The organism is Streptomyces sp. NPDC104761, assembly GCF_055583445.1.
The window spans coordinates 142,927-163,773 of the sequence record NZ_JBVJNZ010000017.1; the positions used below are offsets into that span (position 1 = coordinate 142,927).

A 20,847-nucleotide genomic window follows, 5' to 3' on the forward strand; every position below is an offset into this window, starting at 1 on the left:
GCTGGGGGAGGAACTGCGCGACCGGCCACGACGCAGCCGCAGCCGACCGGCGACCCAGGTCGGCCCTCCCAGCGGAGCGTCTACGCGCGGGAGGCCTGAGCCGACGACGGGTCGAACCGCAGGTTCCAGCGGCCTCCCCGGCCCGTCACCGTGGTCGTCGAGAGCGGGCGTACGTCGATGTTCCAGTAGGTCGCGGGCGGCGCCTTGAGGGCGTAGACGAGGGCGGCCCGGATCACCGAGGGCTCCGCGACGGCGACGATACGGTCGCCGTCGCCCACGGGGCGGGTGTCGAGCCAGCCGCCGACCCGGGTGATGAACGCCAGGAGCGACTCGCCGCCGTGCGGGGCGCCGAGCGGGTCGGAGAGCCAGGCGTCCACCTGGTCCGGCTCCCTGGCCATCGCCTCGCCCAGCGTCAGCCCGCGCCAGCGGCCCATGTCGCAGTCGCGCAGCGCGAGCTGGACCAGCGGGGCATAGCCCAGGGCGTCGCCGGTCGCGCGGCTGCGCGGCGTCGGCGAGCAGTAGCGCAGCTCGGCCGCCGCGAGGGGCAGGAGCTCACCGGCGACACACTGCACCTCGTCCCAGCCCGCCTGGTCCAGCGGGCGGTCGTCCTGGAAGCGCTCCGCGAGCAGCGGTGAGCTGCGCGCGGCCGCGACGAACGTGACCCGAAGTGGCATGCGGCGATGGTGTGACGCACATGTGCGCAGGTCAAGGGCGATCGGGCGGTGAGTTGGCGGACGTGGAGGAAACGTTACCCAAAGGTCAGGAGGAGTCCGACAAGTCAGCCGGAATGTCCTTCGGGCGAGGTGTAGTAGAGCGCCATCCACTGGTCCGGGTGTTCGAGCGGGGCAAATCCGAGCTTCTCGTAGACCCCGTGGGCGTCGTGGGTCGCCAGCAGCACGCGCCGCACGCCGGACGGCCGCAGGTGCTCGCGGACCGCGCCGACCATCGCGGTCCCGACACCCTTGCCGCGCACCGACGGGTCGACGTAGACGTCGCAGAGCCACGCGAACAGCGCCTGGTCGGTCACCACGCGCGCGTACGCCACCTGCTCCCCGGTGACGGTGTCGTAGACCCCGAAGTTCAGCGAGCCCGCCATCGCGCGCTCGTGCTGGTCCAGCGGGCGGCCGGTCGCCCAGTAGGCGTCGGTCGACAGCCAGCGGTGGACGCGCTCGACGTCCACGCGGTCGGTGTCGGCGGAGAACTCGTAGCCCTCGGGCAGGCCTGGTGTGTCGGTCATGCGGGGATCCTCACCGGTCGGCTGCCGCGGCGTCGATCGGATTTCAGGACCTGGGACGCAGCACCTCGTCGAAGGCGGCCCGGAGCCGTCGTACCCCCTCCAGGATCTCCCCCGTCCCCGCGACCGCGGCGAAGCTCAGCCGGACGTGGGCGGCCGGGGCCTCGGCGCTGAAGTACGGGCGGCCCGGGGTGATGGCGACGCCGGCGCGGAGGGCGGCGGCGGTCAGGGTGGTGTCGTCGGTGCCTTCGGGGAGGCGCGGCCAGAGGTGGTAGCCGCCGGAGGGGATGTGCGGCAGGGCGAGTTCGGGGATGTGGTGGGCGAGGGCGCCGGTGAGGGCGTCGCGGCGGGTCTTCAGCTCGGCGGCGAGGTTGCGCAGGTGGCGGGGCCAGGCCGGGGAGCCGACGAGTTCGAGGGCCGCCTCCTGGAGGGGGCGGGGAACGAAGAAGGTGTCGACGATCTGGATGGCCCGCAGGCGCTCCAGGACCGGGCCGCGGGCGGCCAGGGCGGCCACCCGGAAGCTCGGCGAGGTGGCCTTGGTGAGCGAGCCGACGTGGACGACGACTCCGTCGGGGTCGTCGGCGGCCAGCGGTCGGGGCAGCGGGCCCGCGTCGGCGTGCACCAGGCGTCGTACGTAGTCGTCCTCGATCACGAACGCGCCGGCCGCGCGGGCGATGCGCAGCACCTCGGCGCGGCGGTCCGCGGCGAGGACGGCACCGGTCGGGTTCTGGAAGAGGGGCTGGCAGACGAACACCCGGGCCCCGCTGGCCCTGAAGGCGTCGGCGAGGAGGGCGGGCCTGACGCCCTCGGGGTCGACCGGGACCGGCACCGGGCGCAGTCCGGCGGCGCGGGCGATGGCGAGCATGCCGGGGTAGGTGGGCGACTCGACCAGGACCGGGGCGCCCGGCGGGGCGAGTGCGCGCAGGGCGGTGGCCAGCGCGGACTGACCGCCGGACGCGACCAGCACCTCGGCGGCGGTGACCGCGCCGCCGATGTCCCGTGCGAACCACTCGCGCAGCTCGGGCAGGCCTTCGAGCGGCGGCCGTCCCCAGGCGCCGGGGCGGCGGCCGGCCCGCGCCAGGGCCGCCGCCATCGCGCGCTCGGGCTCCAGGGAGGCGTGCAGGTAGCCGCCGCTGAGCTCCAGCACGCCGGGCGGCGGGGCGGCGAGGCACACGGTGACCCCGGACGCGTCGACGGTGCGCGGGACCACGTCGAGGGCGCCGTCGGCGCTGAGCGCCACCTCCTGCCAGGAGGTGTCCCCGACGGGCTCGGCCGCGGGGCGCGGCGGGGCCTTGAAGGCGCCGGCGCCGGGCCGGGTGACGACCAGCCCCTCCGCGACCAGCTGGGCCAGCGCCCGGGAGACGGTCACCGGGGACACCCGGAACTGCTCGACGAGGGCTCGGCTCGACGGGAGCTTTCCACCTGTCGAGTAGCGGTCGAGGTCCCGCCGTAGCTGTTCCGCCAGTTCCACGACACTGCTACGCTCATACATGAGAGCACAGAGTAGCGCTACCAGCCGGACTTCGATAGCGGTCGGCACGCCACCGGCCGACACCCAGGCCCCTTTCTCGCCCCCTTCCGCGGCGGCCCCTTCCCCCGCCGCCGGCTCCGCCCACCGGCTCGGCACTCTCCAGGCCGCGCTCGGTGTCGTCGCCTTCTCCCTCACCTTCCCGGCCACGGCCTGGGGCCTGGAGGGCTTCGGGCCGTGGGCGCTGGTGGCGGTGCGCAGCGTGCTCGCGGCGGCCATGGCGGGCTGCTGCCTGCTGTTCCTTCGGGTGCGGCTGCCCGAGCGACGGCACTGGGCGGGGCTGGCGGTCGTCGCGGCCGGGGTCGTGCTCGGCTTCCCGCTGCTGACCACGCTCGCCCTGGAGACCTCCACCACCTCGCACGCGGCCGTCGTGGTGGGCCTGCTCCCGCTGACCACCGCCCTCTTCTCGGCCCTGCGCATGGGCATCCGCCCGTCCCGCACCTTCTGGGCGGCGGCCCTGGCGGGGGCGGCGGCCGTGCTGGCGTTCACGGTCGCCCAGAGCGGCGGGGCGCTCACGGCGGCCGACGGGTATCTGTTCGCGGCCCTGGTGGTGTGCGCGGCCGGGTACACCGAGGGCGGCCGGCTGGCCCGGATCATGCCGGGCTGGCAGGTCATCGGCTGGGCGCTGGTGGGCTGCCTGCCGCTGACCGTGCCGGCCGCCGTGCTCGCGCTGTCGTACGAGCCGGTGGTCTGGAGCGCGCACGCGGTGGCCGGTGTGCTGTGGGTGGCGGCGGGCTCGCAGTTCCTCGGCCTGGTGGTCTGGTACCGGGGGATGGCGGCCGTCGGCATTCCGAAGGCCAGCCAGTTGCAGTTGGCCCAGCCGCTGCTCACACTGGTGTGGTCGGTGCTGCTGCTGGGCGAGCCCCTCACCGCGGCCGCCCCACTCACGGCCGCCGCCGTGCTCGTGTGCATCGCCGTCACCCAACGATCGCGATCGTGAGGAGGCCCTGGAGATGCGTGCATCCGAGGGCGACCAGCTTGTCCAGCACGGCAGGGTGGTCGGACAGCACGACCATGTCTCGGTGATCGTCCAGGTGCTCGGCCCCGAGGGCACCCCGCCCTACCGGGTCCGCTTCGAGGACGGCCACGAGGCCATCATGTCCCCCGGTCCCGACTGCCAGGTCAGGCACCGGGAGATCCACGAACAGCACTAGGCGCTCCGCTGGTCAGGCCCTTCGCCCACCGCGGGCCGGTGGGGGCTGGTCACGCGGTTCCTCCCCCAGCCTTCGGCCGAGGGGGTACCCCCAGCGCCCCTTGCGGGGCACGGGAACCGTGACGGACCTGTCAGCTCGGTGCGGTCGCCGGCTGCTTGTAGTGGTCGGCGACCACCCGGGCGAGCGCGCCGACCCTGTCGGCGGCCACGTCCCTGGCCGAGAAGTACACATGGCCGCCGACCTGCGGGTACCTGTCGGCCAGGGTGAGGTGCCGGGACAGCTCGGCCGGGTCCTGCCAGGCCGCGCCAGCGCCGGAGGCTCCCGCCTGGTAGAGCGCCTCGCCGATGTAGAGCCGGGTCCCGGACCCCTTCGCCACACCCGCCCACCAGTCGACCACCTTGGCGTAGTCGGCGGCGGCGTTGCCGATCTGCCAGTACACCTGCGGGACGACGTAGTCGATCCAGTTCTTCTGCACCCATGTCCGGGTGTCCGCGTACAGGTCGTCGTACGTCTCGACGCCCGCCGTGGTGTCGGAGCCGCGGGAGTCGGTGGCGGCGTTGCGCCACACCGCGAACGGGCTGATCCCGAACCGGGTGCCGGGCCGCAGTTTCCGCACCGCGGCGGCGGTCTCGGTGACGAGCTTGTCGATGTTGTCCCGCCGCCAGGCCGATCGGGACGAGAAGTCGCCGCCGTGGGTGTCGTACGCGTCGTCGTCGTCGAAGGTCTGGCCGGCCACCGGGTACGGGTAGAAGTAGTCGTCGAAGTGGACCGCGTCCACGGGGTACCTGGCGACCGCGTCGAGGATCGCCTGCTCCACGAAGGCGCGGACGGCCGGGATGCCCGGGTTGTAGTAGAGCCTGCCGCCGTACGGCACCACCCAGTCCGGGTGCTTGCGGGCCGGATGGGAGGCCACCAGCTTGCCCGGGTCGGTGTGGTTGGCGATCCGGTACGGGTTGAACCAGGCGTGCAGCTGCAGACCCCTGGCGTGGGCCTCCTCGACGGCGGTGCCCAGCGGGTCCCAGCCGGGGTCCTTGCCCTGGGTACCGGTGAGGTACTGCGACCAGGGCTCGTGGGGCGAGGGCCAGAAGGCGTCGGCGGTGGGCCGTACCTGGAACATCACTGCGTTGAGGCGATGGTCGACGGCCTTGTCGAGGAGGGTGGTCAGCTCCTTGCGCTGGGCGGACGCCGACAGTCCGGTGCGGGAGGGCCAGTCACGGTTGGAGACGGTCGCGAGCCACATGCCGCGCATCTCGGTGACCGCCCGGCGGGGCGACCGTCCCGCCGGCGCGGCCACGCCGGGTGCGGCCACGCCGGGTGCGGCCGACGCCAGCACAGCCAGAGCCGCCGACGCGAACGCCCTGCGAGACACTCGTGGCATCGTAAGACCCTCTCACTCTCCGGATCCGCGTGCGCACGGATCGCCTCCGCGGCACAGGATGCCCGCACCCCGACGATCGATCATCGATACTTACGGGTAACGTGCTCGAACGGAGCAGGCGCCGGATCCGGAGGTCCTGCCGGCCGCTCGTAGATCAGCGAAGGGGACGATGTGACCGACATCGAGAAGGTCGGAGTCGTGGGCTGCGGCCAGATGGGAGCGGGCATCGCCGAGGTCGCCGCCCGCGCCGGTCTGGACGTGCGGGTCGCCGAGACCACCGGCGAGGCCCTGGAGATCGGCCGCACCCGGCTGCACAACTCCCTGGCCAAGGCCGCCGAGCGCGGCAAGATCAGCGAGGCGGAGCGGGACGCCACACTCGCCCGGCTCAGCTTCACCACGGACCTCGGCGAGTTCGCCGACCGGGACCTGGTGATCGAGGCCGTCGTCGAGAACGAGCAGGTGAAGACGGAGATCTTCCAGGTGCTCGACCAGGTGGTGACCCGCCCGGACGCGATCCTGGCCTCCAACACCTCCTCCATCCCGCTGGTGAAGCTGGCCGTCGCCACCTCCCGGCCGGACCACGTCATCGGCATCCACTTCTTCAACCCGGCCCCGGTGCAGAAGCTGGTCGAGCTGATCCCGGCGCTCACCACGTCCGAGGGCACCCTCAGCCGCGCCCAGATGTTCGCCGAGAAGGTGCTCGACAAGCACGCGATCCGCGCCCAGGACCGCTCCGGCTTCGTGGTCAACGCGCTGCTGGTGCCGTACCTGCTCTCGTCCATCCGGATGTTCGAGTCCGGCATCGCGAGCCGCGAGGACATCGACAACGGCATGGAGATGGGCTGCGCCCACCCGATGGGCCCGCTGAAGCTGTCCGACCTGATCGGCCTGGACACCATCGTCTCCATCGCGAACAGCATGTACGCCGAGTACAAGGAGCCGCTGTACGCCGCTCCCCCGCTGCTCCAGCGCATGGTCGAGGCCGGCCGGCTGGGCCGGAAGACCGGCTCGGGCTTCTACACGTACGGCTGATCACGCGGCTGTCGCACCCCGCCGACTACGGGGAGCGACGCGCCACGGGCCCGGCACCTGCTTCGGTGCCGGGCCCGCGTGTTTCACACTCCGTGTGCGCCCCGGGCACGCATATGCCCTGCGCACACTCTCCCCACGCGCTCACCAGGCGAGTTCACTCTTCATGCGCATGCAAAGGGATGCGGAACCACACCCTCGATCACACAAAGGAGCGGACTCGTGACCACCGAACCGGAGCATCCCGTGGTCCAAGGAGAACTCGCAGAGTTACGTCGTCGCCTCGATGTGGCCTACGCCCAGGTCGAGGGAGGGCTGAACCTGCTCAGCCATCGCACCAAGGAGACCGCCAAGGAACTGGACGAGCTCAACACCCGTCTGGCGTCGCTGGAACACGCCCGCTGGCCCCTGCCCTCCCTCGCCGCGCTCACCGCACTGGGCGCACTCGTCGTCACGGTCTGGCAGGCGCTGGCCCACTAGAGAGCCCGTCCTGGCCGTCGGCGAGCCTCATGTGGTGCAGCAGGAGTAACGCGGCCGCCATGTTGGCGGCCGGGACCTCCCCACGGGCGATCATGTCCGGGACGAGCTTGAGCGGGACCCACTCCCGGCGGTCCGACTCGAAGTCGTCCACGGGGTGTCCGACGTACTCGCCCTCGTCGGACCAGTAGATGTGGTGCCGGGCGTCGGTGAGGCCGTTGGACGGCTCCACGGTCATGAGATGACGCAGGGTTCCCGGCCGCCAGCCGGTCTCCTCCTCCAGTTCCCTGGCGGCCGCGACGGCGATGTCCTCGCCGTCCTCGACGACTCCCGCCGCGAGTTCCCAGCCCCAGCTGTCGGTGATGAAACGGTGGCGCCACAGGAGGAGGACCTCGTCCGCCTCGTTGACCACCGTCGCCACGGCCACGGGCCGCAGCCGTATCAGGAAGTGGTCGAGGTGCCGGCCGTCCGGCAGCTCGACATCAGCGAGATTCACGCTGAACCAGCGGTTTTCATACACAGTTTGTTCGTTCAGTTTCGTCCACTGCACGGTTCTGCCACCTTCCGCCGAGTAAGTGGCAATATCGCAGCAGTGGCTTCGAAGGCCTACCGCGCCTGGAGCGGTACGCGCAGTGCGCCGTCGATCAGCTCGGCGGCCTCGGCGGTTCCGGCACCGCCGCTGCGCACCAGGTGCTCGCGTACCGCGCGGAGTCTGTCGCGCAGGCGCTGCGACTCCATCCCGCGGGCCTGCTCGGCCATCTGCACGGCCGTGGCCACCGCGTTCTCGGCGTTTCCCTGGCGCAGTTCGATGGTGCTCAGCATGGCGAGCCGGTGCACCCGCCCCCGGTCGTGGGCGGGGTTGTCGACGGCGGCCGCCGCATGCTCCCGTGCGGCGGCGAGTTCGCCGAGGCTGAGCAGCGCCTCGGCCACCTGCACGTTGACCAGGCCAGGCTGGACATAGCCGGTCTCGTCGGGCTCGTGGCCGCGACGGATGCGTTCGGCGGCCGACTCGGCCCACCGGATGCAGGACAGCGCGCTCGTGCCGTCGCCGAGGTGGGCGTACGCCTTCGCCTGCATCGCGTACAGGTCGGAGGCGAGGGCGGGGGTGATGTGCTTGCCTGCGGTGCGCAGCGCGGCCTCCGCGAAGGCGACGGCCTGCCGGAACTCCCGCATGAACAGCGCCTGGTTGACCAGGAGCGCGATGACGTACGCGCCGAGTCCACGGTCACCGCTGGCCTTCGACAGGCGCAGTGCCTGGTGGAAGTAGCGCTGGGCGAGGCCGTGGGCGTCGGAGTCGTAGGCGCAGATGCCGGCGATCGCCACCAGTCCCCCGGTGGCGCGGTGCAGTTGACGGCCCGTGGCATCCGTGTAGCTGCCGCGCAGCAGCGGTGCCGCCTCGGCATTGAGGAAGCCGACGATCCGGGTGCGGGTGGCCATGCCGCCGGCCTTGCGGTACATCTGCTCGTAGTGCGCCCGGGCGGCGCGCAGCATCTCCAGGTCGGCCGGGGTGACCCGATGCCGCCCGCCCCGCGAGACGTCGACGTCCTCCGGGGGGTTCTCCCACTCCCACACCGGCATCACGGCGGGGGTGCCGGTGACGGCGGGGGCGCCGAGTATGTGCGGGCGCTGCTGTTCGTCGGAGCGCCACAGCGCGGTGGCCCGTTCGACGAAGCCGGAGAGCGAGGTGGCGTGCGGGACGCTGGGCTCGCCGGGTACGCCGAGGCCGATGTCGTCGAGGGTGACCGGCCGGTGCAGCCGGACCGCGAGCACCTCGCAGATCAGGTCGGGCACCTGGCCGCGCGGCCGCTGGCCCTTCAACCACCGGGCGACGGCGGTGTGTTCGTAGCGCAACGAGAGTCCACGGGCCCGGCCCGCCTGGTTGACGTGGGCGGCGAGACCGGCGTGCGAGATCCCCGCCTCGTCAAGGATCGCGTCGAGCAGAGAGTTGGGCTGCATGGATGCCCCCCGAGTGGCCTGGTGCCGCCAGCCTAGTGCGGGTGCGTTCACACGGGGTGTGAACGAAGTGCGCGAATCCGTAGCGTGCGTGCACTGTCGCGGAGCGTGTCGGGCCGGTTGACTGAACTGCCTCGCAAGAGGCCGGCCGGGCCGCCGGCTCCCCCTCGTACAGTGCGGTGGCCTGGCCGTTGGCTCGGCCGGCGGGACTGAAGGGGGCCGTCAGAGGTGATTCGTCGGCTGCGGGTGCGTGGGGGTTGTTCGCGCAGTTCCCCGCGCCCCCAGGAGGGGGCGCTGGCGTCGGCGTTCGTTGTGGAGTACCAGGAGCGCGATGTCGTCGGTCGGGCGGCCGTTGGTGTGGTGGAGCAGGGCGGTGAAGACCGCGCGGAGGATGCTCTGGGGCGACGCCGAGCGGTCGCGTACCGCGTCCCCGAGTGCTTGCGGCAAGGAGAAGAAGTGGCCCTTCGGGCTTCTCGCGTCCTCCGCCCCGTCCGTGAAGAGGACCAGCGACTCGCCGTCGAGCAACTCACCGCAGTCGGTTGCGGTCAGGTCCGCCGGCAGCGGGAAGGGACCGAGGGGCGGCAGTGGATCGGCCGCCGACAGGGGCTCCACGCGCGCGCCGCTCAGCACGTACGGCCATGGGTGGCCGCAGTTGATCGCCCGGAGTTCGCCGTCTCCCGTGATCTCCAGCAGCAGTACGGTCACGAACTCCTCGGCGACCGGGCTGTCCGGGTCCTGGCCGCTGGACGGGTGTTCCGCCCTGGCTCGTTCTCGTAGGTGCCGGGCGAGGGCGCGGTCCAGGCGGCCGAGTACCCGGCCCAGTTCGGGTTCGTCGTGGGCGGCCTCCCGGAAGCTGCCGAGGACGGCGGCGACCGTACCGATCGCCGACAGTCCGTGCCCGCGTACGTCACCCATCACGACCCGTACGCCGTGCTCGGTGGCGACGGCCTCGTAGAGATCGCCGCCGATGCTCGCGCCCCGGTCGGCGGAGAGCTGGGCGGCCGCCACGTTCAGCCCGGCGAGCCGGGGCGGCAGGGGGCGCAGCAGCACGCTCTGCGCGGCGCCGGCGACCATGCGGGCCTGCCGCAGCTCCCTGAGCAGGGCCCGGCGGACATGGACTATCAGTCCGGTGCCGACGGCGAAGAACACGGCGCTGGTGACGATCCGCGCGCCGAGCCCGTGCTGCTCGGCCAGCGGGCATCCGAATTTGTAGCCGACGGCGACGGCGCCCCACACCGTGGGCAACCCCAGGGCGAGGGCACGGCGCCTGGGCCGTGAGGTCGTCCGGGGCCGCCTGCTGCGGGGAACCCCAGCCTTGATGCGGATCATGCCGATGGCCCCCATATAGGCCCTGACAGAAAGACGGACCGACCCCGAAAGGCCGGTCCGATTCTGTCGACGGCATGCCCCGAAAGGGCCATGTCCGGGTTGGATCTCACCCAAATGAGTGACCATCAACAGGACACCCGCATTTATGCAGGTGGCAGGGCCCCGATAGGGGCGCTGGGGGGTACCCCCGGCCGAAGGCTGGGGAGGAACTGCGCGGCCAGCCACATACATCCCGCAGCCGGCCGACAACAGTTCCCCCGCGGCGCCTAGCCCCGCAGCACAGCTCCCGTACGCTCCCCCGCAAGGGCAACCGCGGCATCGCGAGCAGCCGACGCCTCTTCGACGGTCAACGTCCGATCACCGGCCCGGAACCGCAACGCATACGCCAGCGACTTCTTCTCCTCGCCGAGCTGCGCAGCATTCTCGTAGACGTCGAACAGCCGGATCGCTTCCAGCAGTTCACCCGCCCCCTCGCGCAGCGCCGCCTCGACCTCCGCCGCCGGCACCGCCTTGTCGACCACGAGGGCGACATCCTGCGTGGCCACCGGGAAGGTGGAGATGCTCGGCGCCTGCGGCGTACCGTCACCCACCTGCTCCAGCGCGTCCAGGTCCAGCTCCATCGCGCAGGTGCGGGCCGGCAGCCCCAGCGCCTTGACCACGCGCGGGTGCAGCTCACCGGCGTGGCCCACGACCCGCTCCGCGCCGTCGGCGACGACCACCAGCTCGGCGCACCGGCCGGGGTGCCACGGCCCGTACTGCCCGGACCGCACGATCAGCTCGGCCCCGGCCTCCCGCGCGACCGTGCGCCCCGCCTCGACCGCGTCGGCCCAGTCGGCCGGACGGCCCTTGCCCCACCAGCCGGCCTGCTCGCGGGCGCCCGCGAGGACGACGGCGACGTGGCGCGGCTGCTCGGGCAGTACGGCGTTGAGCGCGGCGAGTTCCGCGTCGGTCGGACGGCGGTCGACCGGCAGGTGACCGGCGATGCCCTGCTCCTCGCGCGGGAGGAAGACCAGGCCGGTCTCGAACAGCGCCAGGTCGTGCGCACCACGACCGTCGTTGCGGCGCAGCGCGCCGAGCAGGCCCGGCAGCAGCGACGTGCGGAGCGCGGGCTCCTCGTCGTTGAGCGGGTTGACCAGCCGGACGACGCGGCGGGCCGGGTCGTCGGTGGCCAGGCCCAGCTGGTCGAAGACCTGCTCACTGACGAACGGGTAGTTCGGCGCCTCGACGTAGCCGGCCCCGGCGAGTGCGCGGCCCACCCGGCGGTGCAGGCGCTGCCGGTGGGTCAGGCCCCGGCCGGACTGCGGCTTGGGCAGCGTGGAGGGCAGGTTCTCGTAGCCCTCCAGGCGGATGACCTCTTCGGCCAGGTCGTTCTGCTCGAGCAGGTCGGGCCGCCAGGACGGGACAGTGACGATCAGCTCGTCCTGTCCGTAGACATCGCAGCCGACCTCCTGGAGGCGGCGGACGACGGTCTCCCGGCCGTACTCGACACCCGCGACCTTGTCCGGGTGGTCCGCCGCGACCGTGATGGTGTGCGGCGCGGACGGCGCGATGACCTCGGTGACGCCGGCCTCGGCGGTGCCGCCGGCGAGCAGCACCAGCAGGTCGACCGTGCGCTGCGCGGCGGCGGCCGCGGCCTGCGGGTCGACCCCGCGCTCGAAGCGGCGGGAGGCCTCGGAGGACAGCTTGTGACGGCGGGCCGTACGCGCGATCGCGACGGCGTCGAAGTGGGCCGCCTCGATCACCACGTCGGTCGTGGAGTTCTCCACGTCGTCGTGGTCGGCGATCTCGGTGTTGGCGCCGCCCATGACGCCCGCGAGGCCGATCGGGCCGCGGTCGTCGGTGATGACCAGGTCCTCGGCGTGCAGCTTCCGCTCCACACCGTCGAGGGTGACGATCTTCTCGCCCTCGGCCGCGCGGCGGACGCCGATGGTGCCCTGGACCAGCTTGCGGTCGTAGGCGTGCAGCGGCTGGCCGAGCTCCATCATCACGTAGTTGGTGACGTCGACGGCGAGGGAGATCGGGCGCATGCCGACCTTCTGCAGGCGGCGTTGGAGCCAGATCGGGGAGCGGGCCTCGGGGCTCAGGCCGCTGACGGTGCGCGCGGTGAAGCGGTCGCAGCCGAGCGGGTCCAAGACCTGGACCGGGTAGCCGAAGGCGTTCGGTCCTGGCACGTCGATCAGGGCGGGGTCGCGTAGCGGCAGGCCGTAGGCGATGGCGGCCTCGCGGGCCACGCCGCGGATGGACAGGCAGTCGCCGCGGTTGGCGGTGACGGCGATGTCCAGGACCTCGTCGACCAGCTCCAGGAGCTCGATGGCGTCCCTGCCGACCTCGGTCTCCGGCGGCAGCACGATGATGCCGTGGGTGCCGTCGTCGCCCATGCCCAGCTCGCCGCTGGAGCAGATCATGCCGTGGGAGGTCCTGCCGTACGTCTTGCGCGCGGCGATGGCGAAGTCGCCGGGGAGCACCGCGCCCGGGAGCACGACCACGACCTTGTCGCCGACGGCGAAGTTGCGGGCGCCGCAGACGATCTCCTGGGGCTCGCCGGTGCCGTTGGCGGTGCCGACGTCGACGGTGCAGAAGCGGATCGGCTTCTTGAAGCCCTCCAGCTCCTCGATGGTCAGCACCTGGCCGACCACCAGGGGGCCCTTGAGGCCCTCGCCGAGCTGCTCGACGGTCTCGACCTCGAGACCGCCGGAAATCAGCTTGGCCTGCACGTCGCGGCCGGTCTCGGTGGCCGGCAGGTCGACGTACTCCCGCAGCCAGGAAAGCGGGACCCGCATCAGATCTCCATCCCGAACGGCCGGGTGAACCGGACGTCACCCTCGACCATGTCTCGCATGTCCTCGACGTTGTGGCGGAACATCAGCATCCGCTCGATGCCGAACCCGAAGGCGAAGCCGCTGTACTTCTCCGGGTCGACGCCGCAGGCGGTGAGCACCCGCGGGTTGACCATGCCGCAGCCGCCCAGCTCGATCCAGCCCTCGGAGGAGCAGGTACGGCAGGGGCGGTCGGGGTTGCCGACGGACTCGCCCTTGCAGACATAGCAGAGCATGTCCATCTCGGCGCTGGGCTCGGTGAAGGGGAAGAAGTTCGGCCGCAGCCGGGTCTTCATGCCGGGGCCGAAGAGCGACTGGACCATGTGGTCCAGGGTGCCCTTGAGGTCCGACATGGTCAGGCCCTCGTCCACGGCAAGCAGCTCGACCTGGTGGAAGACCGGGGTGTGCGTGGCGTCCAGCTCGTCGGTGCGGTACACGCGGCCGGGGCAGATCACGTACACCGGCAGCTCGCGGTCGAGCAGGGAGCGGATCTGGACCGGGGAGGTGTGGGTGCGCAACACGACACCGGACTCGGTGCCACCCTCGGGGCCCTGCACGAAGAAGGTGTCCGCCTCGCCGCGGGCCGGGTGGTCCGGGCCGATGTTGAGGGCGTCGAAGTTGAACCACTCGGCCTCGACCTGCGGGCCCTCGGCGACCTCGTAGCCCATAGCCACGAAGATGTCCTCGATGCGGTCGGACAGGGTGGTCAGCGGGTGGCGGGCGCCGGCCGGGACGCGGTCGTAGGGCAGTGTGACGTCCACCGCCTCCTCGACCAGCACCCGGGCGTCACGCTCGGCCTCCAGCTCCTCCTGGCGGCCCGCGAGGGCCTTGTTCACCGCGCCGCGGGCCTGGCCGACCAGCTTTCCGGCGGCCGCCTTGGCGTGCGGGGGCAGGGCGCCGATCTCGCGGTTGGCGAGGGCCAGCGGGGAGGTGCCGCCGGTGTGGGCGACCTTCGCCTCCTGGAGCGCGTCGAGGGAGTCCGCGGCGGCGAAGGCGGCGAGCGCCTCGTCCCGCATGCGCTCGATCTCTTCCGGTTTCAAGGCCTCGACCTCTACAGGGTCGTACGACTTATTCGGTGCCGACATCTCTTCCCGTGCTTCCGATTTGGCTGGCGGTGGGTCCCCGAGACCGTTGGTGGGCCGTGAGAAGGACACAAAGGTGCCAAAGGCCGAGTCTAACGGGGTGGAGGTATACGAAGAGCCCGTGGGCCGTCAGGCGAGATACGCCGGCGTGCTCACGGGCAACGTAAATCGGAACTCGGCGCCGCCGCCGGGGGCGCGTCCGACGGTGATGGTGCCGCCGTGGGCCTCGACGATGCCCTTGACGATGTACAGCCCGAGGCCGGTGCCGCCGCGCTTGCTGCCCCGCCAGAAGCGGGTGAAGACGCGGTTCATGGACTCCTCCGGGATGCCGGGCCCCTCGTCGCTCACCGTGACCGACGTGCCGGCTTCCTCGCCTTCGCGCGGGGACGCCGTGGCCGTGATGTCAATGGTGACGGTTCCCTCGCCGTGCCGCACGGCATTTTCGATGAGGTTGCTGAGGACCTGGTCGACCTTGTCGGGGTCGGCCCAGAGCGCGGGCAGCGGCTGCTCGACCCGGAGCAGGAAGCGGTCGGCCGGCTGCCCGGCGGCGACATAGGCCTGGATGTGCCGTCCGACGGCCGCGCCTATGTCGACGGGCTGCCGGCGCACCTCGAGCCGCCCGCTGTCGATCCGCGAGATGTCCAGCAGCTCGGCGATGAGCCGGGTGACCCGGTCGGCGTCGGCGTCGACCGTCTCCAGCATCAGCCGTTTCTGGTCGTCGGTGAACCGTTCCCACTTGGCCAGCAGGGTGGCCGTGAACCCCTTGACGGAGGTCAGCGGCGACCGCAGCTCGTGCGCGACGGTGGCGATCAGCTCGGCGTGACTGCGTTCGGTACGCCGCCGGGCCTCGGTGTCCCGCAGCGACACGACGACGCGGCGAACGGGCCCGGTGGGCTCGGCGCGCACGTAGCGGGCCGACACCAGCACCTCCCGTCCGCCGGGCAGCAGCAGGTTGCGCTCGGGCTGGCCGACCCGGATGGCGAGACCGCCGTACGGATCGGTGAGCTGCCACCAGCGCCGCCCCTCCAGATCCTCTAACGGCAGGGCCTTCTCCAGTCGCTGCCCGAGGGCGTCGGCGGGGGTGGTGGCGGTGATGCGGGAGGCGGCGGCGTTGAAGCAGACGACGAGACCGTGTTCGTCGGCGACCACCAGGCCGTCGGGCAGCTCGTCGGGGTCGATGCCGAGCCCGGTGAGGTCGCCGTGCCGGGGCGCGGGCACCCGACCGGTGCCGCGGCCCCCCGGCGCGTTGCTGGTGCCGACACTCATACCCCGTACTCCACCTCTCAGACGGCGCAGCAGGCCCCCGAGCTGGTCACCCTACTAGCTCAGGGTGACGGAACGGCACCCTCCGGAGGCGCGCTGTGCACGGGCCGATGCGTAGAGACATACGGCGGCGGCGGTGGCGAGGTTCAGGCTCTCGGCCTTCCCGTGGATCGGGACGCGCACGACCGCGTCCGCCAGCGCGCGGGTCTCCTCCGGGAGCCCCCAGGCCTCGTTCCCGAACACCCAGGCCGTGGGCCCGCCCATGGTCCCCTTGTCCAGCTCGTCGTCGAGGTCGTCGGTCCCGGCCCCGTCGGCGGCGAGGATCCGCACGCCGGCGCCCTTCAGCCCGGCGACGGCCCGCTCGACGGGGACGCCGACGGCGACGGGGAGATGGAAGTGCGAGCCGACGGAGGCCCGCACCGCCTTCGGGTTGTACAGATCCACGGACGCGTCGGTCAGTACGACGGCCTCCGCACCCGCGGCGTCGGCACACCGCAGCACGGTGCCGGCGTTGCCGGGGTCGCGGACGTTGGCGAGCACGGCGACGAGCCTGGGGCGGGCGGCGAGGATGTCCTCGAACGGCGCGTCCAGAAACCGGCAGACCCCGACGAGCCCCTGGGGCGTCACGGTGGTGGAGATGTCGGCGATGACGTCCTCGGCGGCGAGGTGGATCCGGGCGCCGGCCTCCCTGGCCTCCCCCACGATGTCGGCGTACCGCTCCGCGGCCTCGACGGTCGTGAACAACTCGACGAGCGTCGCCGTGTCCCCGACCCGGTGCCCGGCCGCCTCCCGCACGGCCTGCGGCCCCTCGGCGAGAAACAGCCGCTCCTTCCCCCGGAAGTTCCGCCGCCCCAGCCGCCGAGCAGCGACGACACGTGCGGAACGGGGGGAGATCAGCTCGGGGGTGGGCATGTTGTCGTTCACCTTCGGAGAGATCGGTAGCTTTCTTACCCGCCGCTTGCAACTCTTTCCCGCCGCAACGGCGCTCAGCCGGCACGGCGGATTTCGGCGGTGCCGAGCCCTGCGTGCCACGCGCAGCGTGTCGGAGCCCGGGCAACGGTTTCGCTCACCCGCGCTGGCGGGGTGCCGCTGCGCCCACCCGTGCCGCCTCAGCGGCACGACTGCCCGCAGCTGGGTAGCTGAACACGACCGCCCGCAACTGGGTAGCCGAGCACCACTGCCCGCAGGCGGGTAGCCGAGCACGACCGGCCGCAGCTGGGTAGATGAGCACGGTTGCTCGTAGCCCGGGTGGGGCGGCGCCCCGTAGGGGCGCGGGGAACTGCGCGGCCAGCCCCCACCGGCCCGCGGCCGAAACACGGCGGGGCGGCGGCAACAGCAGGACCCGCAAGCCATTCAGCCTGCGGGTCCTCGAGTCACGTCGGCCGAAGCCAGCGCAGCGTCACGCCGCCTTGGGGGCGTTGACATCCGACGGCAGCGCCTTCTGGGCCACCTCGACGAGCGCGGCGAAAGCGTTGGCGTCGTTGACGGCCAGCTCCGCGAGGATCTTGCGGTCGACCTCGACGTTCGCCGCCTTCAGACCCTGGATGAAGCGGTTGTAGGTGATGCCGTTGGCGCGGGCAGCGGCGTTGATGCGCTGGATCCACAGCTGACGGAAGTCGCCCTTGCGCTTCTTGCGGTCGTTGTAGTTGTAGACCAGCGAGTGGGTGACCTGCTCCTTGGCCTTGCGGTAGAGGCGCGAACGCTGACCGCGGTAGCCGGAGGCCTGCTCGAGGATCGCCCGGCGCTTCTTGTGGGCGTTGACTGCCCGCTTGACGCGTGCCACTTGTTAACTCCTTGTAGCGGGGCCGCGGTTGGACTCACGCGGCCCGGAAACGACTGGGTCCCGGTGCTGCTGACTCAGGCGCCGGCAGGCGCCCGTGTGTCACTTGCCGAGAAGCTTCTTGATCTTCGCGGTGTCACCCGGGGCCATCTCGGCGTTGCCGGTGAGGCGACGCGTCACACGGGACGACTTGTGCTCGAGCAGGTGGCGCTTGCCGGCGCGCTCACGCAGGACCTTGCCGGAGCCGGTGACCTTGAAGCGCTTGCTGGCACCGCTGTGCGTCTTGTTCTTCGGCATAGCGCCGTTATCTCCTCGTCGGTGGCGTTCCGGTGCCCGGTCGTGAAACCGGGCACGGTGGAACGTCGCTCTTGTATCGGTTACATCCTGGGACTCGCGCCCCTGGTGCTGACCTGGGGCGTTGACCCCGGGATCACGCCTCGGCGGGCTCCTCGGCAGGCGCCTCGGCCGCTTCGACCTCGGCGGCGTTCTGCGAGCGGCCGGGGTTGGCCTTCGCATCCGCCTTGCGGGCCTCCTGCGCCTGACGGGCCTCGGCCATCGCCTCGGTCTTCTTCTTGTGCGGACCGAGAACCATGATCATGTTCCGGCCGTCCTGCTTCGGGTTCGACTCGACGAAACCGAGGTCCTGGACGTCCTCCGCGAGCCGCTGCAGCAGTCGGTAGCCCAGCTCGGGCCGGGACTGCTCGCGACCACGGAACATGATCGTGATCTTGACCTTGTCGCCCTGCTTGAGGAACCGGACGACGTGACCCTTCTTGGTGTCATAGTCGTGCGGGTCGATCTTCGGCCGGAGCTTCATTTCCTTGATGACCGTGTGCGCCTGGTTCTTGCGCGCCTCACGGGCCTTCATGGCCGACTCGTACTTGAACTTCCCGTAGTCCATGAGCTTGCACACGGGCGGACGGGCGTTCGCCGCGACCTCGACCAGGTCCAGGTCGTACTCCTGCGCAAGCTCCAGCGCCTTGGCAAGCGGGACAATCCCGACCTGCTCGCCGCTGGGACCGACAAGTCGCACCTCGGGAACGCGAATCCGGTCGTTGATGCGGGGCTCGGTGCTGATGGATCCTCCTCGGTAGCACCACACGGCAGCCTGGCGGGCAGCCGCGTAACGTCTGTTTCCGTAAGACCTAACCGCACCGAAGCAGAAAAAATGCCCCGGACGATCACAGGCGGGGCTCCTCGAACTACCGGAACACCGCCACGAGGATCGCGGGGCGCAGAATCGGACGGAACGCCGTCGCCGTGAACGGCGAAGCGACCGCCTGACCGGTGACCCGCCGCCCGTGGGGCAGTCAGGTGGGAGTTCGAAGCCTCCACTTGTGGGCCGGTTCAGCTAGCTGTGAGGCATACCTGTCCGGCCGGTCGTCAGTCCAGGCTAGCAGCAAAGCCGGGGCAGGGCTAATTGAGACGACCTGGGGTTAAGTAAGAGGCCCCGCGCCCCTGCGCCTATCGTGTGGGGCATGAGTGAGACGCCCCTTCCCGGCCCCGGTGACGCCGGGCAGCCCGACTTCGACGAGATGACCCGCGACATCGCGGAGGTCCCCGCGGTCGAGGTGATCGTGACGGTCGCCGTCAACCTGATGAGCGCCGCGGCCGTGAAGCTCGGTCTGACCGAGGAGGGCGACAAGTACAAGGACCTGGACGAGGCCCGCAAGCTGGTCGCGGCCCTCGCCGGGCTGCTCGACGCGTCCGCGACCGAGATCAGCTCCTTCCACGCGGCCCCGCTGCGAGACGGCCTGAAGTCGCTCCAGCTGGCCTTCCGCGAGGCCTCGATCGTCCCCGACGAGCCCGGCCAGGGCCCCGGCGAGAAGTACACCGGCCCGGTCTACGGCTAGCCGCCGCTCAGTCTCTTCCGTTTTTTACGTACAAGGGCTCGCCCGGAGGCGTGGTCCCGGCCGGCAGCAGTGCCAGGTCGAGGCCGCGCACCAGGCGGGCCCGCAGTGTCTCGTCGGCGGCGAGCCGCTCGGCGACGGCCCGGGCGGTCTCGGCGGGCGGCGCCGCGGCCGGGTCGAGGACCAGCGCCAGCGTCCCGTCGGCCGCCCCGGGCCCGAGGTGGGCGCGGAGCACGGCGGGCTCGGCGGCCACCGCGGCCCGGACGGCACCGACCACGGCCGGGTCGGCGAGCGGGTCGGTGGTCGTACGCCCCTCGGCGAGGGCGAGCAGCGCGGCACCGCTCAGCTCGAACGGCACCGGCCCCGACAGGTCGAGCACCACCGTGTCGGCCTTCTCGTGCGCGGCGGCCTGCAGCGCCTGGTGCAGGGGGACGGCGACGGGCCGGGCCGCCGGGTCCCAGCGGGCCAGCGACTCGGTGGAGGTGAAGGCCGGCAGCGCGGTGCGGTGTCCCGCCTTCAGGGTGGGGACGGCCATGTCGCTGGTCTTCTCGCGGCGCAGTCCGTTCTCGTCCTCCTCGGCCTCGCCGAGCACGGCGACCACCGGGACCAGGAGCCGGGCGCCCCGCAGCGCCTCCAGAACCGGTCCGACGGCGCCGCGGTCCTCGGCCCAGGCGGCCAGCGCGGCGGCCAGCCGGGGGTCGGCCGAGCCGTCGTCGTCGGAGTAGCCGGAGTCGGGAATGTTCTTGTTCGCCACGGTCCCCGACCCTATCGGTGGGATGCAGCTGCGGTTGTGCGGGCCCCGAAACCGGCCCGACACGACTTTCACCGGAATCTCAGATTTCCCTGACCTGCTTCTAACGTCCGACAAACGGCTCGCACAGTCCCCGGCCCGAGCATCGCGGGCATGGAGTCCCCCAGAGCCACCTCAGGATCCCGTCGGGCCCGCCGCCGCGCCCGGCCCCGGCGCCGGGGCCTTCTCTCCGTCTCCCTCGCCACGGTCGCCGTCGTCGGGGCCACCGCGGCGGGGACCGTGTACGTGAAGGCGCATGCCCGCGGCAGCGCCGTATCCTCGGCGGCGTCGCCGGCGCCGTCCTCCTCGGCCTCGGCGAGTGGGGAGGCATCGGTGGAACCCGTGACGGAGCCGGTCGTGGACCGGGACGCGCTGCTGGGTTCGGCGCTGGGGAAGGTGACCGTGCCGTCCGGGGCGAAGGTCTCGGCGGCCGTCCTCGACCTGGACTCCGGCGACAGCGCGGTCCACGGGGACTCGGCCTTCGACACCGCGAGCATCGTCAAGGTCGACATCCTGGCGACGCTGCTGCTGCAGGCACAGGACGCCGGCCGGCATCTGACGGCGACGGAGAAGGCGTACGCCACGAAGATGATCGAGAACAGCGACAACACCTCGGCGTCCCAGCTGTGGGACGTCATCGGGAAGGCGGCGGGGCTGGACGCCGCGAACAAGCGGTTCGGGCTGACGTCGACGGAGGGTGGCGACGGGGCGCTGTGGGGGCTGACGCAGACCACCGCCGCCGATCAGCTCACCCTGCTGCAGCAGGTCTTCGGGGACGACTCGAAGCTGAGCGAGGCCTCGCGGGCGTACCTCCAGGGGCTGATGAAGACGGTCGAGTCGGACCAGCGGTGGGGGGTCTCGGCCGCCGCCGACGGATCGCAGTACGCGCTGAAGAACGGGTGGCTGGCGCGGAGCACCACCGGGTTGTGGGACGTCAACAGCATCGGCCGGGTGACGGTGGGCGGGACCGACTATCTGGTGGCCGTGCTGTCGAAGGGGACCGTGAGTCAGGCCAAGGGGATCTCCCTGGTGGAGGCGGCGGCGAAGGCGGCGGTGGGGTCGTTCACGGAGTCCACGGAGTCCACGCAGTCCACGGAATCCACGGAGTCTTCTGAGTCGGCCTCTGCTTCGGCTTCGCAGTAGGGGGAGGGTGCGCGGGCTCGCGGGCGGGTGCGGGTGCGTGG

At 71.8% G+C, this 20,847-nt stretch carries 21 protein-coding genes; 6 read left to right on the forward strand and 15 right to left on the reverse strand.

Features of this window, described 5'->3' with window-relative positions:
• Positions 1-80: 80 nt before the first annotated feature.
• The 3 genes from ACZ63F_RS35955 to ACZ63F_RS35965 all read right to left on the reverse strand — a co-directional run bounded on the left by ACZ63F_RS35955 (position 81) and on the right by ACZ63F_RS35965 (position 2,726).
• Positions 81-674 (reverse strand): histidine phosphatase family protein, encoded by a 594-nt coding sequence (locus ACZ63F_RS35955; RefSeq protein WP_469717643.1) that lies wholly within the window; start codon positions 672-674, stop codon positions 81-83.
• A 104-nt stretch (positions 675-778) separates the two neighbouring features.
• On the reverse strand, positions 779-1,237 hold the full coding sequence (locus ACZ63F_RS35960; protein ID WP_352366367.1) for a GNAT family N-acetyltransferase: 459 nt from the start codon (positions 1,235-1,237) through the stop codon (positions 779-781).
• 43 nt (positions 1,238-1,280) lie between these two features.
• Positions 1,281-2,726: an aminotransferase-like domain-containing protein gene (locus ACZ63F_RS35965; protein WP_469717646.1), complete on the reverse strand. Its 1,446-nt coding sequence runs from the start codon at positions 2,724-2,726 to the stop codon at positions 1,281-1,283.
• Here ACZ63F_RS35965 and ACZ63F_RS35970 point away from each other — a divergent pair.
• Positions 2,725-3,702, forward strand: coding sequence for a DMT family transporter (locus tag ACZ63F_RS35970; protein WP_469717648.1), 978 nt, complete (start codon positions 2,725-2,727; stop codon positions 3,700-3,702). The two genes, ACZ63F_RS35965 and ACZ63F_RS35970, sit on opposite strands and share 2 nt — an antisense overlap.
• Positions 3,703-3,715: 13 nt before the next feature.
• Complete coding sequence (locus ACZ63F_RS35975) at positions 3,716-3,916, forward strand: DUF1918 domain-containing protein (RefSeq protein WP_469717650.1); 201 nt, start codon at positions 3,716-3,718, stop codon at positions 3,914-3,916.
• 130 nt (positions 3,917-4,046) lie between these two features.
• Here the strand turns inward: ACZ63F_RS35975 and ACZ63F_RS35980 are convergent, their stop codons facing one another.
• Positions 4,047-5,294, reverse strand: coding sequence for a glycoside hydrolase family 10-like protein (locus tag ACZ63F_RS35980; protein ID WP_469717651.1), 1,248 nt, complete (start codon positions 5,292-5,294; stop codon positions 4,047-4,049).
• Positions 5,295-5,465: 171 nt separating this feature from the next.
• On the opposite strand from ACZ63F_RS35980, the gene ACZ63F_RS35985 reads away from it, so the two are divergent.
• Both ACZ63F_RS35985 and ACZ63F_RS35990 read left to right on the forward strand, forming a co-directional pair.
• Complete coding sequence (locus tag ACZ63F_RS35985) at positions 5,466-6,326, forward strand: 3-hydroxybutyryl-CoA dehydrogenase (protein WP_351958868.1); 861 nt, start codon at positions 5,466-5,468, stop codon at positions 6,324-6,326.
• Positions 6,327-6,545: 219 nt separating this feature from the next.
• The gene (locus tag ACZ63F_RS35990) at positions 6,546-6,803 is read left to right on the forward strand and encodes a hypothetical protein (RefSeq protein ID WP_352366376.1); all 258 of its coding nucleotides are present in this window, start codon (positions 6,546-6,548) and stop codon (positions 6,801-6,803) included.
• Here ACZ63F_RS35990 and ACZ63F_RS35995 read toward each other — a convergent pair.
• The 10 genes from ACZ63F_RS35995 to infC all read right to left on the reverse strand — a co-directional run bounded on the left by ACZ63F_RS35995 (position 6,775) and on the right by infC (position 18,125).
• Complete coding sequence (locus ACZ63F_RS35995) at positions 6,775-7,350, reverse strand: NUDIX hydrolase (RefSeq protein ID WP_469717654.1); 576 nt, start codon at positions 7,348-7,350, stop codon at positions 6,775-6,777. The two genes, ACZ63F_RS35990 and ACZ63F_RS35995, sit on opposite strands and share 29 nt — an antisense overlap.
• Positions 7,351-7,406: 56 nt before the next feature.
• Positions 7,407-8,756 carry a transcriptional regulator gene (locus tag ACZ63F_RS36000; RefSeq protein WP_469717655.1) on the reverse strand — a complete coding sequence of 450 codons (1,350 nt, stop codon included), beginning with the start codon at positions 8,754-8,756 and terminating at the stop codon, positions 7,407-7,409.
• A gap of 219 nt (positions 8,757-8,975) precedes the next feature.
• A complete protein-coding gene (locus ACZ63F_RS36005; RefSeq protein WP_469717657.1) occupies positions 8,976-10,082 on the reverse strand; it encodes a PP2C family protein-serine/threonine phosphatase in 1,107 nt (368 codons plus the stop codon).
• A 266-nt stretch (positions 10,083-10,348) separates the two neighbouring features.
• Positions 10,349-12,862: a phenylalanine--tRNA ligase subunit beta gene (pheT, locus tag ACZ63F_RS36010; protein WP_469717658.1), complete on the reverse strand. Its 2,514-nt coding sequence runs from the start codon at positions 12,860-12,862 to the stop codon at positions 10,349-10,351.
• A complete protein-coding gene (gene pheS, locus ACZ63F_RS36015) occupies positions 12,862-13,983 on the reverse strand; it encodes a phenylalanine--tRNA ligase subunit alpha (RefSeq protein WP_352366386.1) in 1,122 nt (373 codons plus the stop codon). The genes pheT and pheS overlap by 1 nt, the downstream gene beginning before the upstream one ends.
• 126 nt (positions 13,984-14,109) lie before the next feature.
• Entirely contained in the window at positions 14,110-15,246 is a 1,137-nt protein-coding gene (locus tag ACZ63F_RS36020) for a sensor histidine kinase (RefSeq protein WP_469717660.1), read from the reverse strand.
• Positions 15,247-15,300: 54 nt separating this feature from the next.
• Positions 15,301-16,155, reverse strand: coding sequence for a TrmH family RNA methyltransferase (locus ACZ63F_RS36025; protein WP_469717661.1), 855 nt, complete (start codon positions 16,153-16,155; stop codon positions 15,301-15,303).
• A gap of 487 nt (positions 16,156-16,642) precedes the next feature.
• Positions 16,643-17,026 (reverse strand): 50S ribosomal protein L20, encoded by a 384-nt coding sequence (gene rplT, locus ACZ63F_RS36030; RefSeq protein ID WP_006141703.1) that lies wholly within the window; start codon positions 17,024-17,026, stop codon positions 16,643-16,645.
• Between the two features lie 99 nt (positions 17,027-17,125).
• Entirely contained in the window at positions 17,126-17,320 is a 195-nt protein-coding gene (gene rpmI / locus ACZ63F_RS36035) for a 50S ribosomal protein L35 (protein ID WP_046726698.1), read from the reverse strand.
• A gap of 133 nt (positions 17,321-17,453) precedes the next feature.
• On the reverse strand, positions 17,454-18,125 hold the full coding sequence (infC, locus tag ACZ63F_RS36040; RefSeq protein ID WP_351499651.1) for a translation initiation factor IF-3: 672 nt from the start codon (positions 18,123-18,125) through the stop codon (positions 17,454-17,456).
• Positions 18,126-18,501: 376 nt separating this feature from the next.
• Here infC and ACZ63F_RS36045 point away from each other — a divergent pair, with 376 nt between their 5' ends.
• Positions 18,502-18,876, forward strand: coding sequence for a DUF1844 domain-containing protein (locus tag ACZ63F_RS36045; protein ID WP_352366393.1), 375 nt, complete (start codon positions 18,502-18,504; stop codon positions 18,874-18,876).
• A gap of 7 nt (positions 18,877-18,883) precedes the next feature.
• Here ACZ63F_RS36045 and ACZ63F_RS36050 read toward each other — a convergent pair whose 3' ends face one another.
• Positions 18,884-19,627 carry an SseB family protein gene (locus tag ACZ63F_RS36050; protein ID WP_469717663.1) on the reverse strand — a complete coding sequence of 248 codons (744 nt, stop codon included), beginning with the start codon at positions 19,625-19,627 and terminating at the stop codon, positions 18,884-18,886.
• Between the two features lie 150 nt (positions 19,628-19,777).
• Here ACZ63F_RS36050 and ACZ63F_RS36055 point away from each other — a divergent pair, with 150 nt between their 5' ends.
• On the forward strand, positions 19,778-20,806 hold the full coding sequence (locus ACZ63F_RS36055; protein WP_469717665.1) for a serine hydrolase: 1,029 nt from the start codon (positions 19,778-19,780) through the stop codon (positions 20,804-20,806).
• Positions 20,807-20,847: the final 41 nt, after the last annotated feature.

Bases quoted from the DNA above. Each gene is read 5' to 3' on its own strand.
- ACZ63F_RS35955 (WP_469717643.1), bottom strand. From the start codon at position 674: ATGCCACTTCGGGTCACGTTCGTCGCGGCCGCGCGCAGCTCACCGCTG.
- ACZ63F_RS35960 (WP_352366367.1), bottom strand. From the start codon at position 1,237: ATGACCGACACACCAGGCCTGCCCGAGGGCTACGAGTTCTCCGCCGAC.
- ACZ63F_RS35970 (WP_469717648.1), top strand. From the start codon at position 2,725: ATGAGAGCACAGAGTAGCGCTACCAGCCGGACTTCGATAGCGGTCGGC.
- ACZ63F_RS35965 (WP_469717646.1), bottom strand. From the start codon at position 2,726: ATGTATGAGCGTAGCAGTGTCGTGGAACTGGCGGAACAGCTACGGCGG.
- ACZ63F_RS35975 (WP_469717650.1), top strand. From the start codon at position 3,716: ATGCGTGCATCCGAGGGCGACCAGCTTGTCCAGCACGGCAGGGTGGTC.
- ACZ63F_RS35980 (WP_469717651.1), bottom strand. From the start codon at position 5,294: ATGCCACGAGTGTCTCGCAGGGCGTTCGCGTCGGCGGCTCTGGCTGTG.
- ACZ63F_RS36000 (WP_469717655.1), bottom strand. From the start codon at position 8,756: ATGCAGCCCAACTCTCTGCTCGACGCGATCCTTGACGAGGCGGGGATC.
- ACZ63F_RS36005 (WP_469717657.1), bottom strand. From the start codon at position 10,082: ATGATCCGCATCAAGGCTGGGGTTCCCCGCAGCAGGCGGCCCCGGACG.
- pheT (WP_469717658.1), bottom strand. From the start codon at position 12,862: ATGCGGGTCCCGCTTTCCTGGCTGCGGGAGTACGTCGACCTGCCGGCC.
- pheS (WP_352366386.1), bottom strand. From the start codon at position 13,983: ATGTCGGCACCGAATAAGTCGTACGACCCTGTAGAGGTCGAGGCCTTG.
- ACZ63F_RS36020 (WP_469717660.1), bottom strand. From the start codon at position 15,246: ATGAGTGTCGGCACCAGCAACGCGCCGGGGGGCCGCGGCACCGGTCGG.
- ACZ63F_RS36025 (WP_469717661.1), bottom strand. From the start codon at position 16,155: ATGCCCACCCCCGAGCTGATCTCCCCCCGTTCCGCACGTGTCGTCGCT.
- rpmI (WP_046726698.1), bottom strand. From the start codon at position 17,320: ATGCCGAAGAACAAGACGCACAGCGGTGCCAGCAAGCGCTTCAAGGTC.
- ACZ63F_RS36045 (WP_352366393.1), top strand. From the start codon at position 18,502: ATGAGTGAGACGCCCCTTCCCGGCCCCGGTGACGCCGGGCAGCCCGAC.
- ACZ63F_RS36055 (WP_469717665.1), top strand. From the start codon at position 19,778: ATGGAGTCCCCCAGAGCCACCTCAGGATCCCGTCGGGCCCGCCGCCGC.